We start from the raw sequence: 15,907 nt of genomic DNA on the forward strand, positions 1-15,907 counted from the left end.
ATGCAACCCCTGAACGGATCGAGACCGCTGAAGTCTTGACGTGGCGGGCGTGAGGGCCTTAGCTGAACGCCCGGCTGGTTATTTGAGTTCCATTCAAACAACGTACCTGAGCAACGACTTGATGGAGGCCAGCGTTGTCCACCCCCGTCTTGCGCCGCGGGTTGCGCACCCTCGGCATGCTGCTGATCACGCTTTCCGCGATCAGCCCGGCGTCCTCGGTGTTCGTCATCGCACCGGGCGTCCTCACCGGCGCCGGATCGGGCGCCTTCTACGCCTTCCTCGCCGCCGCTGTCGTCGGCATCTTCATGGCCTTCGTGTACGCCGAACTGGGCTCGGCCTTCCCGAGCGCGGGCGGCGAGTACACGATCGCCGCGCGCACGCTGGGCAAACTTCCCGGATTCATGGTGCTGGGCATCATGATCGTGACGCAGGTGCTGATCGTCGCGGTGATCGCGCTCGGCGTCGGCCAGTACCTGAGCGTGGTGCTTCCCGGCGTGTCCCCGGCGGTCGTGGCGGCGGTGACGTGCGTGCTCGCGGCGATCGTCGCGGTGTTCGACATCAAGCTCAACGCCTGGGTCACCGGCATTTTCCTCGCGGTGGAGCTGCTGGCGCTGGCCGTGGTCGCGGTCCTCGGGCTCGCCAAGCCGGCCCGTCCGTTCACCGACCTGCTCGCGCATCCGGTCGCCCCTGGCGGCGGTCCGGCGACGATCAGCGCGGTGATGATCGCGACGGCGATCGCGATCTTCGCCTACAACGGCTACGGCTCGGCTGTCTACTTTGGAGAAGAGACCAAGGACGCCGGACGCGGGGTGGCGCGCGCTGTCCTCATGGGACTCGGGGTCACCGTGCTGGCCGAACTGATCCCGGTCACCGCGGTGCTGATGGGCGCGCCGGATCTCGGCACTTTGTTCAGCTCTCCCAACATGTTGTCGTACTTCGTGCAGGCCCGCGGCGGCAGCACGCTCGACACCGTGCTGAGCCTCGCGGTCGCACTCGCCATCATCAACGCCGTCCTCGCGATTGTGCTGATCAGTTCTCGGCTGGTGTTCAGCAGCGGCCGCGACCGCGCATGGCCGAAGGCGATGAACCGCGCGCTCGCGGCGGTGCACCCGAAGTTCGGCACCCCGTGGGTCGCGACGCTGGCGACTGGATTCATCGCCGCCGCACTGTGCTTTGTGGACCCGCAGATCCTGACCGTCGTGACCAGCACGTCGATCGTCGTCGTGTACGCGGCGCTGTGTCTCGGCGCCATCTTGGGCCGCCGCTCCGGAGCGACGGCCGGGGCGAAGTACCGGATGCCCGGGTTCCCGATCGCGCCTGTGGTCGCGTTGATCGCGCTGGCTTTCGTGCTGTACGTGAACGCGACCGACCCGGTGATCGGACGGCCGAGTCTCATCGTCACCGGCGCGATCGCGTTGCTGGCCTTGGGATATTACCTCGTGGTGCTGCGTCGCCGGGGCGGCTGGCAGTTGAGCGACGCGGTGGAGGAGGAAGAGGAGGCCGCGCCCGCGCCGGTGCGGGAGACCTCGTAGGCTGCGGCCGGACCGTCCACTTGAGACGCGGGCGGTCCGGTTGTCGTCCCGCACCAGGTCCGGGATGATGCCCTGGTGCGGGTTTCAGTGCTGGACACGTCGCCGATCGTCGCGGGGTCGACCGCGCGGGAGGCGTTGCAACGCACCGTCGACCTCGCCGAACAGGCCGACGAACTGGGATATCACCGCTACTGGTTGCCCGAACACCACAGCATGCGTGGTGTCGCGAGCGCCGCGCCTGCCGTGTCAGTCGCCCGCGTCGCGGATGCCACGAAACGGATCCGCGTCGGCGCGGGCGGCGTCCTGCTGCTCAATCATCAGCCGCTGGTCGTCGCCGAGCAGTTCGGCACGCTCGCCGCGTTCCATCCGGGCCGGATCGACCTCGGGCTCGGCCGCGCGCTCGGCGGTCCACAACGAGTGTCCGCCGCGCTGAACCCCGGCCCGGCGGACAGCTTTCCCGGCCGCGTCAAGGAGTTGCTGACCTACTTCGCCGACGCAGACCAGCCGCTACGCGCGACACCCGCGCAAGGGAATGTTCCGGACATCTGGCTCCTCGGCTCAAGCACCGCAAGCGCACACCTCGCCGCCGAACTAGGCCTGCCGTACGCGTTCGCCTACCACCTGCGTCCCGCCGAAGCCGCCGTCGCGACCCGCAGCTACCGCGAGAACTTCCGCCCCGGCCACACAGCTGAACCGTCCATTGTGGTCAGCGTCGCCGTGGTCGCCGCCGCGACCGAGGAGCGGGCCGAATGGCTCGCCAGGTCCATTCGGGCTAAAGCATTGAGCCGTTCGCGCGGCGAGCGGATCTTGTTGCCGCGCCCGGAAGACGCCGTCGTGGACCCGGCGGTCGGCCCCGGCCCGGTGCTCGCCGGGGCTCCGACGGCGCTGCGGAATTCGTTGCGCACAGTCATCGCCGAAACCGGCGCGGACGAACTGATGATCACCACTCCGATCCACGACCACGCGGAGCGGAAACGGTCCTATGCGCTGGTCCGGGAGATCTCGGACACTTTACCCGCGCGCGATTGATCCCGTTTTGTCCGATTGACCGCAGGGAAACCGGCTGCGGCGCACGGGGTTTCCCCAACGTTCAACCTGGCGCGGGTTCGCATGTCACTTGTCGTGCCTAAGTTCCTCACGGCTTCGGAAAGTGGGGATTCATGGAAACCAGCGACGCGGTGCGGGCCCGCGCGATCACCAAGTGTTTCGGCGACGTCATCGCGCTCGACGGTGTCGATCTCGACGTCGCTTACGGCGAGATCCACGGGCTCGTCGGCCCGAACGGCGCGGGCAAGACGACGCTGCTCGGCCTGCTGCTCGGGCTCGCGGTCGCCGACGAGGGCGAACTCGAGATCCTCGGCCGCCCGGTCGGCCGCGCGCTCGCCACCCCGGACGGCATTTCCGGGTTCGTCGACGGCCCGGGGCTGTACCCCTCGCTCACCGCCCGGCAGAACCTGGCCGCGCTCGCCTCGCTGCGCGGGCAGACGGTGGACATCGATGACCTTCTCGCGCAGGTCGGCCTCACCGACGTCGCCGACGACCGGGCGCGCGGGTTCTCCCTCGGCATGCGCCAGCGCCTCGGCCTCGCCGCCGCGCTGCTGACCAAGCCACGGCTGCTGATCCTCGACGAGCCCGCCAACGGCCTCGACCCGGCGGGCAAGAAACACGTGCACAGCGTGCTCACCCGGCTCGCCGACGAGGGTGCCGCGGTGGTGCTGTCCAGCCACCGGATGGACGACCTCGAAGCGCTCTGCTCGGAGGTCACCATCCTGTCCGCCGGCCGCGTCGTTTTCACCGGCCCGCTGGCGAAACTGTCCTCCGACGATCGCGAACTCGCCTACCGCCTGGTCACCTCGGACCAGAAGGCCGCGCGCGAGATCGCCGAGAACGTGCCCGGGCTGCGAATCGACGACACCCAGACGCCTCGTGGACAGGCCGACGTCCTGGTGGTGAGCGGCCTGGTGCCCGCGCTGGACGACCTCGTCGCGCGCGTCGTCGGCAAGGGCATCGGCGTACGGGAATTGGCTCCGGTCGTTTCGCCGCTGGAGGCGGCTTTCCTGGAGCTGACGGAGCAGGGGGAGAAGCGATGACCGTCACCGAGGAACGGGCACCGGCGCCGGTCCGCCCCGTCGGGCTGGGCCGCGGGTACCGGTTCGAACTGGTGAAGCTGTTGTCGCAGTGGCGGATCCGCGTGCTGCTACTCGCGTGCTGGCTTGCACCGGCGGTGTTCGTCGCGGCGGTCAGCCAGCAAAGCGACCTGCCGGTGGACACTCTGTTCGGCCGTCTGATGAACGTCACCGGTTGGGCCGGGCCGCTCGTCCTGCTCGGTTTCGCGGGCAGCTACGCGCTTCCGCTGCTGACCTCCCTGGTCGCCGGAGACGTCTTCGCGGCCGAGGACCGGCTCGGCACCTGGCGGCACCTGCTGGTGGCGATGCGGTCGTACCGACGGATTTTCGTCTCGAAGGCGCTCGCCAGTCTGACCGTGATCTTGTTGCTGGTCCTCGGGCTGGCGGTGTCCAGCACGGTCGGCGGCCTCGTCGCGGTCGGCGGGCAGCCGCTGATCGGCCTCGACGGACACCTGCTGTCCTCGGGCGGCGCGGCGGTGAAGGTCATTCTCGCCTGGATCTGCGTGCTCGCCCCGACCCTTGCCCTGGCAGGGATCGGCCTGCTCGGCTCTGTCGCATTAGGACGGTCGCCGATGGGCTTGCTGCTGCCCGCGGTGGTCGCGTTGGTGATGGCGGTGGCGCAGCTGCTGCCGCTGCCGGTCGTCGTGCGGCTCGCGCTGCCGACGTACGCGTTCATCTCGTGGAACGGCCTCTTCACCGACCCGGTCCAGTTCGGTCCGCTGCTGATCGGCGTCGGCGTGAGCCTGGTCTGGGCAGTGGTCGCGACTGCGCTGGCCTACGTGCTGTTCGTGAGACGCGACTTCACCGATCTGACCTACGACGGTGCCGGTCGTCGCGTATTAACCGCGGGCTTGCTGCCGCTGGCCGCGCTGGTCGGCGTCACAGTGGCGGTCGTCGCGGTTGCCACGCCCGCCACGGGATCGGGCATCGACCAGGCCAAGCTGCAGCAGTCGCTGTCCACCGAATTCGCACACCTCTACCGGCTCCAGGCCGCACAGCTGCACCGTCCGGACGTCACGGAGGAGCAGCTCGCGGCCAGCACGGAATGCACCAAGGGCGGCGGCCTCGTCGAGGCCGAAGGCCCCGGCAACGACTGGCGATGCGTCGTCACCTGGCATCTCCCTGGTATCTCAGCGACCGGGCAGGCGATCTACCAGCTCGATGTCACCTCGGACGGGCGGTATGTCGCCGACGGCGACGGACCGAAGGAAGTGAACGGCTACTTCCAGGTGCGGACCCCGGAAGGGGACCGGCCCAACCCGCTGTGGCAGTTCGACGGCAACGTCGAACTGCTCTCCTCCACGAAGGGATGAGGACATGCAAGTAACGCGCCGTCGCAGGCGTGGCGGGAAGAAAGAACTCCGCAGATCCCGCAAGCTGCGCTTCGTCACGGCGGGGGCGACCACGGTCGCGCTCGTCGCCACGGGCTCGGGCATCGGCCTCGCCTCCACCAAGCAGTTCGGCACCGACCAGGTCGGCCAGGAAACCGCGAACGGCCTGACCATCTCGAGCGACCAGTACCTCAAGCCGATCGGCGAGCGGCTGGTCGTCCCGAACGGCAAGATCATGTCCTCGACGGTCAGCCCGGACGGCAGCCACCTCGCCGCGCTGACCACCGACGGCGGCATCGCGCTGACCATCGTCGACCTGAAGAGCTGGAAAGTGCAGCAGCTCGTCGGCAAGGACAAGAAGGCCGACCTGCAGCTGCCGGGCAACGACGTCGGACAGGAAGGCCCGTCGTACTCCCCCGACGGCAAAACGCTGTGGCTGGGCCAGATCGACGGCTACCGCAAGTTCGACGTGAAGCCGGACGGCACCGTCGCGAACCCGACGTGGGTCGCGATCCCGGCGGACGGGGACAAGCATTCCCTTGCCGCGGGCGCGATCTTCTCGCCCGACGGGTCCACTGTGTACTCCGCGGTGAACGGCCAGAACCGCGTCGTCGCGATCGACGCCGCCAGCGGCCAGATCAAGCAGAGCTGGACTGTCGGCAACGCGCCGCGCGCACTGGTGCGGATCGGCGACCGGATCTACGTCAGCAACGAGGGCGGCCGCGCGGCGAAGCCGGGCGACACCACGATCAACTCGTACGGCACTGACATCGTCGCCGACCCGAAGACCGCCGCCGCCACCACTGGCACGGTCAGCGTGATCGACCTGGCGAATCCGGCCGCGCCGGTCAAGAGCATCGACGTCGGCCTGCACCCGACCGCGTTGCGCGCCAAGAACAACACGCTGTTCGTGGCGAACACCGGCGGCGACAGCGTTTCGGTGATCGACGCCCAGCGCAACGTCGTGGTGCAGACCATCGCGACGCAGCCGTGGCCGGAGGCGAACGTCGGCTACGAGCCGACCGACATCGCGCTCACCGACGACGGCCACCTGCTGGTGACCCTCGGCCGCGCGAACGCGGTCGCGGTCTACCGCTACTGGTTCCCGCAGGCCCCCGCCGCCTTCATCGGGCTGCTGCCGACGGACTACTTCCCGTCTGGTATCTCAGCGTCGGGCAAAAATATCCTTGTCGCGAACACCCGCGGCATCGACGCCCGCCGCCCGACCACCGCGGCCGGGCACGCCACGCACGACACCACGTCGAGCCTGCAGCGGTTCACCCTGCCGACCGACTGGCAGATCTGGGCGCAGACGTCTCAGGTGTTCAAGCAGAACGGCTGGACGCCGGGTTCGGTGCAGAAGGCGAACGGCAACCGCAACGTCAAGCCGGTTCCGGTGCCGCAGCGGCTCGGCGACCCGTCCACGATCAAGCACGTTTTCTTGCTGGTCAAGGAAAACCGGACGTACGACCAGCTCTTCGGCGACATGAAGAAGGGCAACGGCAACCCGGCGCTGGCGCAGTTCGGCCAGGCCGTCACGCCGAACCAGCACGCGCTGGCCGACCAGTTCGGGTTGTACGACAACACCTACGACATCGGCACGAACTCGGCCGAGGGCCACAACTGGCTGATGCAGGCGGACAACCCGGAGTACACCGAGTCGTCGGCCGGCGAGTACAAGCGCAGCTACGACACCGAGGACGACGCGCTGGGCCACCAGCGCAGCGGCTTCCTGTGGACCGGTGCGCAGGCGGCGGGCAAGTCCGTCCGCGACTTCGGCGAGTTCCACCAGTTCCTGACCAAGCCCGCGGACGCGAGCTGGCAGAACCTGTACTGCGACTCGAAGAACATGGCCGCGACCGGCGAGCCGACCGCGTACCCGCTGGTCTCGTCGTCGCCGATCCCGTCGCTGAACAAGGTTTCGGTGCCGGGCTTCCCGAAGTTCGACACGGCGGTGCCGGACCAGTACCGGTACGAGATCTGGAAGAACGACTTCGAGAAGAACGGCCCGGCGGACCTGAACATGTTCTGGCTGTCGAGCGACCACACCGGCGGGCCGCCGAGCCCGGCCGCGCAGGTCGCCGACAACGACCTGGCCGTCGGCAAGATCGTCGACAAGATCTCGCACAGCCAGTACTGGAAGGACTCCGCGATCTTCGTGGTCGAGGACGACTCCCAGGCCGGGCTCGACCACGTCGACGGGCACCGGGCCCCGGTGCAGATCATCAGCCCGTACGCGCAGCGCGGGGTGACCGACAGCCGGTACTACTCGCAGATCACCATGATCCGCACCATCGAGCAGATCCTCGGGATCCACCCGATGAACCAGAAGGACAGCGCGGCCACCCCGATGGCGACCGCGTTCACGCAGAAGCCGGACGCCACGCCGTTCACCGCGGTGCCGAACCAGACGTCGCTGACCGCGGGCCTGAAGACCCCGCCGTCGTGCGGCACGGACAACGTCCCGACAGCGTCCACCGCGGCGGCGTCGGCGGCGGTGCCCGCGGACAAGCAGCAGCTGGCGCAGCAGTGGCAGCAATGGCAGGCGCAGCAGAAGCTGACCGGCCCGAACGCCACCGCGGACTACGCCAACCCCGCGCAGATGGACCACTTCACATGGTACCAGGTGCACGGATGGAACCAGCCGTATCCGGGCGAGGACAAGATCTTCGCGCCGGACCAGGTGCCGGGGGCGTTCATCCCGTCGGCCGATTCGGACGGCTGATTCGTTAGCGAGTAAGGGAAAGCCCCTGTCCGCCGGTGTGCGGGCAGGGGCTTTCGCGCGGGCTGACGCGTACGTGAGGGGAACGGGGTCGGGGTGAAGGTGCTCGACCGCGTGCTCAGCCACGGCGACGGCTGGCTCCCGCTGCCGCTGTACCCGATCGATTTCCTGCGCACGCGGATCACCGAACTGCGCGAGCGGGCGGGCCGCCACGTCCCGGTCACGCTCTACGGGGCCGACCCGGAGAAGCTGGCGGACTACGCGGAGGCGGGCTTCGATCGGGTGCTGTTCGAACTCGAGGACCACGCGGATCCCGCGGACGCGTTGCGGCAGCTCGACCGGCTGGCGAGTTTCGTGCGCTGAGCGGGGATTGGTTCAGTGTGCGAGGTCGACCACCACCCGGCGGATCTGGTCGGCGGGCACTTCCTGGCTGCTCACCCGGAACGGCACCTGCGCCCGGACGCCGATAGCGAAAGTGCACTGGCCCTCGAAGAATCCCGCGAACCGGACCGCGCGCAAGGACGGCCAACCGGTTGGCTGCGCGAGATAATCGCCGATTTGGGCTAGCACGCGGCCCGGCTGGTGTCCGCTGTCGTCGAAACCTTGCGCGGGTGCGCGGAGCACCGCTTGCAGGACTGCGTTTCCGGGAACTGGCAAGGGTTTACCGGAGGGATCCGCGGTCACGAGCGGCACGTATCGCACGGTGAATCCAGCGGCATCAGGGCCGTTGATGGTGAACACCACTTCGTCGTAACAGCCGTGTCGGCTCACAGTGACTAAATACAGTGCATTCGTTGTCGAGCCGGGGCCTTCTTTGGTTCCAGTGCCCCAATTCCTGGTCGGACCACAGGGTGAAGGATGACCGTCCGAACGGGACGGTGCCGGACGGTCCGAAGACGACGGAGCGGCCGTGGCGTTCTGCGCTGCCGTGGTGGCGGGAGCCGTGGTGCCCGGCGGTCCTGGGACTGCGGTGGGCCCGCTGCATGCCGACAGGAGCAGAATCCCTGCCGCCACCGGGATCTTGCGCAGCACAACGTTTCGCGCCGAGAGCCTGCGGACTAGTGAAGAGTGGGTGTTCATGACGCGCCTGCCTAGGGAAAAGGTCCCGGGGCAGGCCGGTCGGATGCGGTCAGTGTGCGGGCGGGCCAGGCGGTTCGGCGACGAAGGTGACGCAGTCGCAGGGATTTCGTCGCCGAACCGTTGCCTGGATCAGCCGGTCAGGACCCGGTGTGCTGCTCCGGTTCCAGCGAGTTCCCCGGCGGGATGTGCCCGCAGCTGGAAGGCGCGGCCTTGCCCGCGAACCGGTCGCCGAGCCAGGCGATCGCAGTCGGGGCCCACGCCGGGAGCGCGGTGGCGTGGCTCAGCGCGTCGTATTGCGTGTACTTGATCGAAGTGTTTCCGGTGGCGCAGTACTGATTCGCGAGCGCGCGGACGTCGCCGGCCACCATCACGCCGTCGCCGGTTCCGATGCCCGGCTCGTTGCTGACGGTGCCTTCGAGCGCGCCGTTGTTGGCCTGCGCGATGAACCCGGGAATCGACGGCGTCGCGGCCGAGCCGATGTTCACCTTGTTGACCGCGTCGACGAACGGCGGCACCGAATCCGGATCCGCGTACTCCGGCTTCACCAGCTTCTGCCAGGTCAGCCCGGGGTAGTGGCCGAGCGCCTGTGCGATCGACGCGTGCTCGAGCTCGGCGAGCACCTTCAGGCCGTACTGGCTGGCGTACGGCTTGAGGTCGATGCCGTAGCCGCGTGAGACGCCGATCAGCGCCATCGGGATCACGCCGGACCAGACCGGGCTGCCGCTGACGTACTTGAGGTTGTGCGCGGGGTCGACGAGCACCCCGCCCTCGGCGAAACCGACGAGGTTCTTCTCGACGTCCGGCGCGTAGCTCGCGGCGATCGCCGACGCCCAGCCGGTCGCGATCGCGCCGCCGGAGTAGCCGATGAGACCGAACTTGGTGGATTCGTTCATTCCGGTGCCGGACGCGTGCGTCGCGGCGCGGATGGAGTCCAAAGTGGTCTGACCGTATTCGGGACCCGCGGCGAAATCGGCGGCCGGGCCTTCGGTGTCCGGGATGACGACGCTGTACCCGAGCGCGAGCGCCGGTGCGATGAGCAGCGATTCGGCGTTCGGCAGCACGCCGCCGAGCCGGACGTCGCCCGCGATCGCGCGGGACGGTGCGTCCTCGGGGCTGAGCGAGTCGTACGCGGACTGGTACGAAACGACTTTTCCGTTGCCGCCCAAGGGATTGCGGACGACCGAGGTGACGTTCGCGGTGGGATTGCCCTGCGCGTCGGCGGTCCGGTAGAGCAGCTGGGTGGCCTGTACTGGGGTCGGGAAGCCGAAGACGTGATATGTCAACGTCCGCGTCTTCAATACGGTGCCCGGCGCATACGACGAAAGCGGCGTGCTGCCGTCGTAACTGTAGAAGGAATCAGCCGAGGCGGCGGCGGGCAGCGCGACGGCGGAGGTGATCGCGAGAGCGGCGGCGGCGATCAACGCGCGGACGGGTTTCCGGATCATGACTCCCCTTTGAACCATGAAGTTCGAACCATGATGTGGATCACGACTGGCGGGTAACTTACCAGTGAGTAGGTATCCGCACAACTACGGAATGTGCAGGCAGTGCCGGTGCCGAGGAGTCAGGCGGGTCCCGCGTAGGCGGCGGCGATCGCGGCGGCGCGGTGGTGCAGCGCGGCACGCAACGATTGCGGCGCAAGGACTTCCGCGTTCCGGGCGAGCTGCCACAATGCCCATTCGGCGTGCCGGGAATCCTGGAAAGCCGCCTCCAGCCGAATCCACCCGTCCGGGCTGGGTTCCTCGGCGAGAATGGCGAGCGCGGTGCGGGCCAGTTCTTCGCGCTGCGCCGGGCGAATTCGGACTAGCGCGACGATTTGGTCGCCGCCGGTCCGGAATCGCGCGCTGCGTTCCTGCCAGGCCCGGCCGAGGTCTACCCGATCGGGCCGCTGCGCTGGTTCGTCGAGTTCTTCGGCGGCCAGCACTCGCGACAGCCGGTACGTCCGGTCCTCGCCGTCTCGGGTGGCCAGCAGATATCCCAGCTCCCGTACGGTGACCAGTCCAATCGGGTGCACCGTGCGCCACTGAGGAGTCTGGTTGACCGCCTGATAGCGGATGCGCACCTGGTGTCCGGCGAACACCGCGCGACGGATCTCGGCCACCACCGCGTCCGGTACCTCCTCGGCGACCGCGCGGCGCGAGAGGAGGTCGATCTCCGGGTCGATGAGCAACCGTTCGGCCACGCCCGCGGCCGTGGTCCGATGGCTTTCCGGCAGCGCGTCGACCACCTTGAGCATGGCCGAAGCGAGCGCCGAACCGAGACCGAACGCCTGCGCGCCGCGGCGTGCTCCGGCGACCAGCAACGCGAGCGCTTCGTCGTGGTTCAGCCCGGTGAGTTCAGTCTGAAATCCGGGCAGCAGCGCGAATCCGCCGTTCCGCCCGCGTTCGGCGTAGACCGGGACGCCCGCCGCGGACAGCGCGTCGATGTCCCGCAGCACCGTGCGAGTGGAGACTTCCAGCTCGCGAGCGAGAGTGGCCGCGGACAGCCGGCCGCGCTGGCGCAGCAGCAGGACCAGCGAGACCAACCGGTCGGCGCGCATACCGGAAATTCTACCCAATACGCGACACAGGATGTCGGGTATTGCTTGCCAAGCTCCTCCGCGTACTGCCCGAGAACGCGAATGGAGCAAGTAGTGGAGCGAACGACTGTCAACCCGTGGGCGTGGTCGACGGCGATGGGATACCACCAGGGCGAACTGGTGTCCGGACCGGTCCGGACCCTGTACTGCTCCGGGCAGACCGCGATGAACGCCGACGGCGAACCGCAGCACGCCGGGGACATGGCGAAGCAGGTGGCGCTCAGTCTCGACAACCTGGAGGAAGTGCTCGCCGAAGCGGGCATGACGCTGGCAAACCTGGTCCGGCTCAACGTCTACACGACCGACGTCGACCAGCTTTTCCAGCACTACGGCGCCCTCGCCGCCCGGCTGGCCGCGGCCGGGGTCGCCCCGTCGGCCACGATGCTCGGCGTGACCCGGCTGGCGATCCCCACCCTGCTGGTCGAGCTGGAGGGAACGGCCGTCGCCGGGCAGTAGCCCGTTGTCTCGGCCATCCGCATATATCGCGACGTGATATATATGGACGGGTGACCGAACGAGGCATGTCGGAGCAGGTCTTCCTGATCCTCACCGCGCTCGCCGACGAGCCGAAGCACGGCTACGGCATCGTCCAGGCCGTCGAAAAGCTGTCGGAAAACCGAGTCCGCCTGCGGGTCGGCACGCTGTACGGCGTGCTGGACCGGCTGGTGGCCGACGGTTGGGCGGAGCGAGACAAGGAGGAGATCCACCAGGGCCGGCTGCGGCGTTATTACCGGCTGACCGACCTCGGCGGCCGCGTTTTGGCCGAGCAAGCCCGGCGGCTGGCCGCGAATGCCGCCGCGGCGGATTCGGTGCTGCGGGCGCGGGGCTGGGCGCTCGGGGGCGGAGCATGACCGCTCCCGAGCTTCAGCGCTCTCACCCGGCGCGAGTCTTGCAGTGGGTCGAGCGGTCGGCCAGATCATGACCGCTCCGGAACTCCGGTGCCGCCGGATGGTGCGACTGCTGCCCCGTTGGTACCGCGCCGACCGCGAGGAAGAGTTGGTCGGCACCCTGCTCGACGCGCGGGAGGCCGGTGGCGGCCGTCTCGCGGAAGGCCGCGAACTGCTTTCGATGCTGGGTCTGGGCCTGCGCGCCCGGCTGGCTGCTGGCTCAGCCCCGGCTCGCGTGGTCGCGTTCGGCGACACTGTCCGGCTGGTCGCGCTGCTCGGGCTTCTCTGGGGCGTGATGAAGAGCGTCCTCTCCCTCGGCCACGATTTATACGACGCACTCGGCTTTTCTCGGACAAGCCGCCTTTACGCGGCACCCGGATCCCCCGTCGAAGCGGCCATGTCGCTCTACGCCTCGCAGTCCGCCCAGCAAATATGGCACGACGTCGCGTTGGCCGTCGCGGCCGTCGCGCCTCTCGCGCTCCTCTTCGCCGGGCGGCGCCGGGCCGCGCGAGGAGTCGCCGGCGTGGTGCTGATCGCCGGATTCGCGGCCTTCCTGTATCAGTATTCGTTCAGTTTCAGTCCTGATCTGCTGGGCTATTTCATCCCGCAATGGCTGCCGCTGCTGCTGATGATCGCCGGGTTCCATATCGGCGCGCCACTGCCGTCCGCGCGGAAATGGTGGCCTGCCTTCCTCGGGGTTACGGCTTCGGCACTCTACTTCGGTTTCTTCGGCGGATCAGACCTGCGCGGGCTTTCCTGGTTTACGTGGGCGGCGGTGCTCGTCATCCCGGTCTATTTCGCTTTCCGGCGACGCTCTCCCTCGTGGTCGTTTGCGCTGGCGGCGTGCTGTGCGCTGGTGCTGGTCCAGTCGCTTGTCCTTAAAGCCACCATGGCCGCGGCCGGCTTCGAGGCGCTGGAGCTGGTGCAGGTGGCGCTCGTGAGCGCGGGCATCGTGGCGCTGATCGCGGCCGGAATCTTCGACTTCCGCCGAACGCTCTCGTAGCAAGGATTTTCCATGGACACAATGCCAAGGGCGCTTCCGCGCGCCGTAAAACAGCCGATTTCCGTCCGGAATTACCGGCGAAGAAATAGCTGGATAACCGTCGGCGCGATCCTGTTGATCGCCATTCTCGGCTATTTCACTCGCTGGATTTGTGACGACGCCCTGATCTTCACCAGAATCGTCGAACAGATCCTCGCCGGGAACGGACCGGTTTACAACGTCGGCGAACGGGCCGAGGCGTCCACGAGCACGCTGTGGCAATGGCTGCTCGCATTCGCCGGGTTCGTGTTCGGCCAGTCGGACACCTCGACGCTGTCCTGGATGCTCGGCCTGCTCCTCACCGCCGCCGGGTTCGGCTTCGCGGTGAGCGCGACGAGCCGCTTGCACGGCGGACACGTCGCGGCGATGGTGCCGTGCGGGATCCTCGCGCTGCTGGGCGTGCGGCCGGTGTGGCAGTACGCGACGTCCGGGCTGGAGACCGGGCTCAACACGTTCTGGATGGCGCTCTGCTGGTGGCTGCTCGTGAGGCTGCGCGACAGAAAGTCAGCCAAATCTGTTGTCACAGCAGCGTTTGTGATGGGCTTGGGTCCGCTGGTCCGTCCCGAACAAACGTTGGTCGCGGCAGTGTTCCTGGTGGCACTGTGGTTGGTGACGAAGCCGACCTGGCGCGTCACCCTCGCCGCGGTGGGGGCCGCCGGAGCGCTGCCGGTCGGGTACGAGATCTTCCGCATGGGCTTCTACGGCATCCTCGTGCCGATGCCCGCGCTCACCAAGAACGCGAGCGAATCCTTCTGGGCGCGCGGATTCGACTACGTCGGCGACTTCGCGAACCCGTACCTGCTGTGGCTGCCGCTGGTGCTCTGCGCGGTTCTGCTCGCCGGGGTGCTGCGGAGGCAAAGCAGCGATCGAATCGTCACCCTCGCCCCGGTGGTCGCGGGTGTGCTGTCGCTGGCATATCTGTTGAAGGTCGGCGGCGACTACATGCACGCCCGCATGGTGCTGCCGATCTTCTTCCTGCTGATGCTGCCGGTGCTGGTGCTTCCGGCGGCGAAGAAAACGCGCGTGATCGGCGTCGTCCTGCTGGCCTGGGCGGTTCTCTGCGCCAGCATCGGGCAGTTCATCCCGCAAGACGGCAAGCTCATCGACGACGAACGCGGCTACTACCACGCGTGGACCGGCCAGACCTATCCCACCGAATCGGCGGATTTCACGCCGAGGATGAAATATCTCAACGACGCCGTCAGTCCGCGCACGCTGATCTACGAAGACCCGCACCAGCGGATCCTTACCGCACGCCTGCGCGCGGACGTCCCGTCGAAGAGCATGGTGATCGGGGTATATCTCGGGACGGTCGGTGTCATCTCACCGGTGGACGTCGGTGTCGTCGACTTCTGGGGCCTCGCCAACCCGATCGGCGCGCGGTTCGAGTTCCCCACCGTGAAGCCGGGACACTCGAAACCGCTGAGCAACGCGTGGCTGCTGGCGGATTACGCGGACCCAGAAGCCCCGGTCCTCAGCTCAGGCAACTTCGCGATGCGCGCGGACATCACCGCGGACCAGGTCGCCGCCGCCCGGCACGCGCTGAGCTGCGGAGATCTGGCGGAGATCCAGCGGTCCACGCGCGAGCCGATGTCGCCGGGCAGGTTCTGGGCGAATCTCACCGGAGCCGTGCACCGGACCGGAGTGACCGTGCCGCCGGACCCGTTCGCCGCCGAGCGGAAGTTCTGCGGAAACCCGTGATCCGTCCGGCGGAACCCCCGGTTGCCGAGTCCGGGGGAGCGGCGCAGGCTGGGGAGAGGGACCTGCCCGCACCGCATCCCCGGCTTCTTCCGCGCTGAAAGCACGCGGACCTGCCCGGTAACCGGCAAGCGCACGGGTCACCGCCGAGTCCCACCGCTGCTCGGCGGCGCCCCGTGTTCCCCCGGCCGGCCCGGGTCAGCTGACGTTGGCGAACTGGCCCGGCTGGTACAGCCCGGCCGGCGTGCGCACGATGACGTTCATCCGGTTGGCCGCGTTGATCAGGCCGATCAGCATGACCAGCGCGGCGAGCTGGTCGTCGTCGTAGTGCTCGCGCGCCTGCGCCCACGTCGCGTCGGAAACGTCGCCGGCGTCCGCGATCCGGGTGCCCTCCTCGGTCAGCGCGAGCGCGGCCCGCTCGGCCGGAGTGAAGACGGTCGCCTCGCGCCAGACGGCGACCAGGTGCAGCCGTTCCGCGGTCTCGCCCGCCGCGGCGGCGTCCTTGGTGTGCATGTCGGTGCAGAAGCCGCAGCCGTTGATCTGGCTGGCCCGCAGCGAAACCAGCTCCTGCGTCGACGTCGGCAGCGACGAGTTGCGCAGCAGCATGCTCAGCCCGGCGAACCGCTTGCCGAGCGACTTGCCGAGGTCGTTGGTCATCATGTCGAAGCGTGCGTTCATCAGATCCTCCAGTGTGGTGAAGCGGATGCCCATGAGATGCCGCCCGCCCGCCGGATGTGACAACTCCGGGTGTGACCCGCGTCGCACCCGCCCGGCCTGCTCCGCAATGCCGAGGTCCGTGAGGGGAACCCTGAGGGAATCAGATTCCCTCAGGGTTGCCCGCACGGGCGTTTCCCGCCCCCCGGCCCGGCGGCTTTCCAAAACCCGTGGGGGGGGGGGGCGGGCGGGCCGGC

14 protein-coding genes are annotated in these 15,907 nt (G+C 68.4%); 10 read left to right on the plus strand and 4 right to left on the minus strand.

Going from position 1 to position 15,907, the window contains the following annotated elements; genetic code table 11:
- Nucleotides 1–134 precede the first annotated feature (134 nt).
- The 6 genes from ACWDNU_RS26900 (at nt 135) to ACWDNU_RS26925 (ending at nt 8,074) form a co-directional block, all read left to right on the plus strand.
- Nucleotides 135–1,532: an APC family permease gene (locus tag ACWDNU_RS26900; RefSeq protein WP_370934984.1), complete on the plus strand. Its 1,398-nt coding sequence runs from the start codon at nt 135–137 to the stop codon at nt 1,530–1,532.
- Nucleotides 1,533–1,607: 75 nt separating this feature from the next.
- Nucleotides 1,608–2,561 (plus strand): LLM class flavin-dependent oxidoreductase, encoded by a 954-nt coding sequence (locus ACWDNU_RS26905; RefSeq protein WP_449670931.1) that lies wholly within the window; start codon nt 1,608–1,610, stop codon nt 2,559–2,561.
- 131 nt (nt 2,562–2,692) lie between these two features.
- Nucleotides 2,693–3,622 (plus strand): ABC transporter ATP-binding protein, encoded by a 930-nt coding sequence (locus tag ACWDNU_RS26910; RefSeq protein ID WP_449670932.1) that lies wholly within the window; start codon nt 2,693–2,695, stop codon nt 3,620–3,622.
- Nucleotides 3,619–4,971, plus strand: a complete 1,353-nt coding sequence (locus ACWDNU_RS26915; RefSeq protein ID WP_449670933.1) for an ABC transporter permease — start codon at nt 3,619–3,621, stop codon at nt 4,969–4,971. Before ACWDNU_RS26910 ends, ACWDNU_RS26915 begins: the two co-directional genes overlap by 4 nt.
- Nucleotides 4,972–4,975: 4 nt before the next feature.
- Complete coding sequence (locus ACWDNU_RS26920) at nt 4,976–7,714, plus strand: alkaline phosphatase family protein (protein ID WP_449670934.1); 2,739 nt, start codon at nt 4,976–4,978, stop codon at nt 7,712–7,714.
- Between the two features lie 93 nt (nt 7,715–7,807).
- Entirely contained in the window at nt 7,808–8,074 is a 267-nt protein-coding gene (locus ACWDNU_RS26925) for a hypothetical protein (protein WP_449670935.1), read from the plus strand.
- Between the two features lie 12 nt (nt 8,075–8,086).
- Here ACWDNU_RS26925 and ACWDNU_RS26930 read toward each other — a convergent pair whose 3' ends face one another.
- From ACWDNU_RS26930 to ACWDNU_RS26940, 3 genes are all read right to left on the minus strand, one after another.
- On the minus strand, nt 8,087–8,791 hold the full coding sequence (locus ACWDNU_RS26930) for an AMIN-like domain-containing (lipo)protein (protein ID WP_449670936.1): 705 nt from the start codon (nt 8,789–8,791) through the stop codon (nt 8,087–8,089).
- A gap of 137 nt (nt 8,792–8,928) precedes the next feature.
- Nucleotides 8,929–10,236 (minus strand): lipase family protein, encoded by a 1,308-nt coding sequence (locus ACWDNU_RS26935; RefSeq protein ID WP_449670937.1) that lies wholly within the window; start codon nt 10,234–10,236, stop codon nt 8,929–8,931.
- 119 nt (nt 10,237–10,355) lie between these two features.
- Nucleotides 10,356–11,330, minus strand: coding sequence for a helix-turn-helix transcriptional regulator (locus ACWDNU_RS26940; protein ID WP_449670938.1), 975 nt, complete (start codon nt 11,328–11,330; stop codon nt 10,356–10,358).
- A gap of 93 nt (nt 11,331–11,423) precedes the next feature.
- Between ACWDNU_RS26940 and ACWDNU_RS26945 the strand changes: the two genes are divergently transcribed.
- From ACWDNU_RS26945 to ACWDNU_RS26960, 4 genes are all read left to right on the plus strand, one after another.
- Nucleotides 11,424–11,825 (plus strand): RidA family protein, encoded by a 402-nt coding sequence (locus ACWDNU_RS26945; RefSeq protein ID WP_449670939.1) that lies wholly within the window; start codon nt 11,424–11,426, stop codon nt 11,823–11,825.
- Between the two features lie 50 nt (nt 11,826–11,875).
- The gene (locus ACWDNU_RS26950) at nt 11,876–12,220 is read left to right on the plus strand and encodes a PadR family transcriptional regulator (RefSeq protein WP_370934996.1); all 345 of its coding nucleotides are present in this window, start codon (nt 11,876–11,878) and stop codon (nt 12,218–12,220) included.
- A gap of 97 nt (nt 12,221–12,317) precedes the next feature.
- A complete protein-coding gene (locus ACWDNU_RS26955) occupies nt 12,318–13,259 on the plus strand; it encodes a hypothetical protein (protein ID WP_449670940.1) in 942 nt (313 codons plus the stop codon).
- A gap of 114 nt (nt 13,260–13,373) precedes the next feature.
- Complete coding sequence (locus ACWDNU_RS26960) at nt 13,374–14,999, plus strand: hypothetical protein (RefSeq protein WP_449670941.1); 1,626 nt, start codon at nt 13,374–13,376, stop codon at nt 14,997–14,999.
- A 195-nt stretch (nt 15,000–15,194) separates the two neighbouring features.
- Here the strand turns inward: ACWDNU_RS26960 and ACWDNU_RS26965 are convergent, their stop codons facing one another.
- Entirely contained in the window at nt 15,195–15,674 is a 480-nt protein-coding gene (locus tag ACWDNU_RS26965) for a carboxymuconolactone decarboxylase family protein (protein WP_449670942.1), read from the minus strand.
- Nucleotides 15,675–15,907 lie beyond the last annotated feature (233 nt).

It is taken from the genome of Amycolatopsis sp. NPDC003676 (genome assembly GCF_053587275.1).

Excerpts from the sequence above, each read along its gene's own strand:
- ACWDNU_RS26955 (WP_449670940.1), top strand. The coding sequence starts at position 12,318 with ATGGTGCGACTGCTGCCCCGTTGGTACCGCGCCGACCGCGAGGAAGAG.
- ACWDNU_RS26920 (WP_449670934.1), top strand. The coding sequence starts at position 4,976 with ATGCAAGTAACGCGCCGTCGCAGGCGTGGCGGGAAGAAAGAACTCCGC.
- ACWDNU_RS26910 (WP_449670932.1), top strand. The coding sequence starts at position 2,693 with ATGGAAACCAGCGACGCGGTGCGGGCCCGCGCGATCACCAAGTGTTTC.
- ACWDNU_RS26965 (WP_449670942.1), bottom strand. The coding sequence starts at position 15,674 with ATGAACGCACGCTTCGACATGATGACCAACGACCTCGGCAAGTCGCTC.
- ACWDNU_RS26915 (WP_449670933.1), top strand. The coding sequence starts at position 3,619 with ATGACCGTCACCGAGGAACGGGCACCGGCGCCGGTCCGCCCCGTCGGG.
- ACWDNU_RS26935 (WP_449670937.1), bottom strand. The coding sequence starts at position 10,236 with ATGATCCGGAAACCCGTCCGCGCGTTGATCGCCGCCGCCGCTCTCGCG.
- ACWDNU_RS26940 (WP_449670938.1), bottom strand. The coding sequence starts at position 11,330 with ATGCGCGCCGACCGGTTGGTCTCGCTGGTCCTGCTGCTGCGCCAGCGC.
- ACWDNU_RS26930 (WP_449670936.1), bottom strand. The coding sequence starts at position 8,791 with ATGAACACCCACTCTTCACTAGTCCGCAGGCTCTCGGCGCGAAACGTT.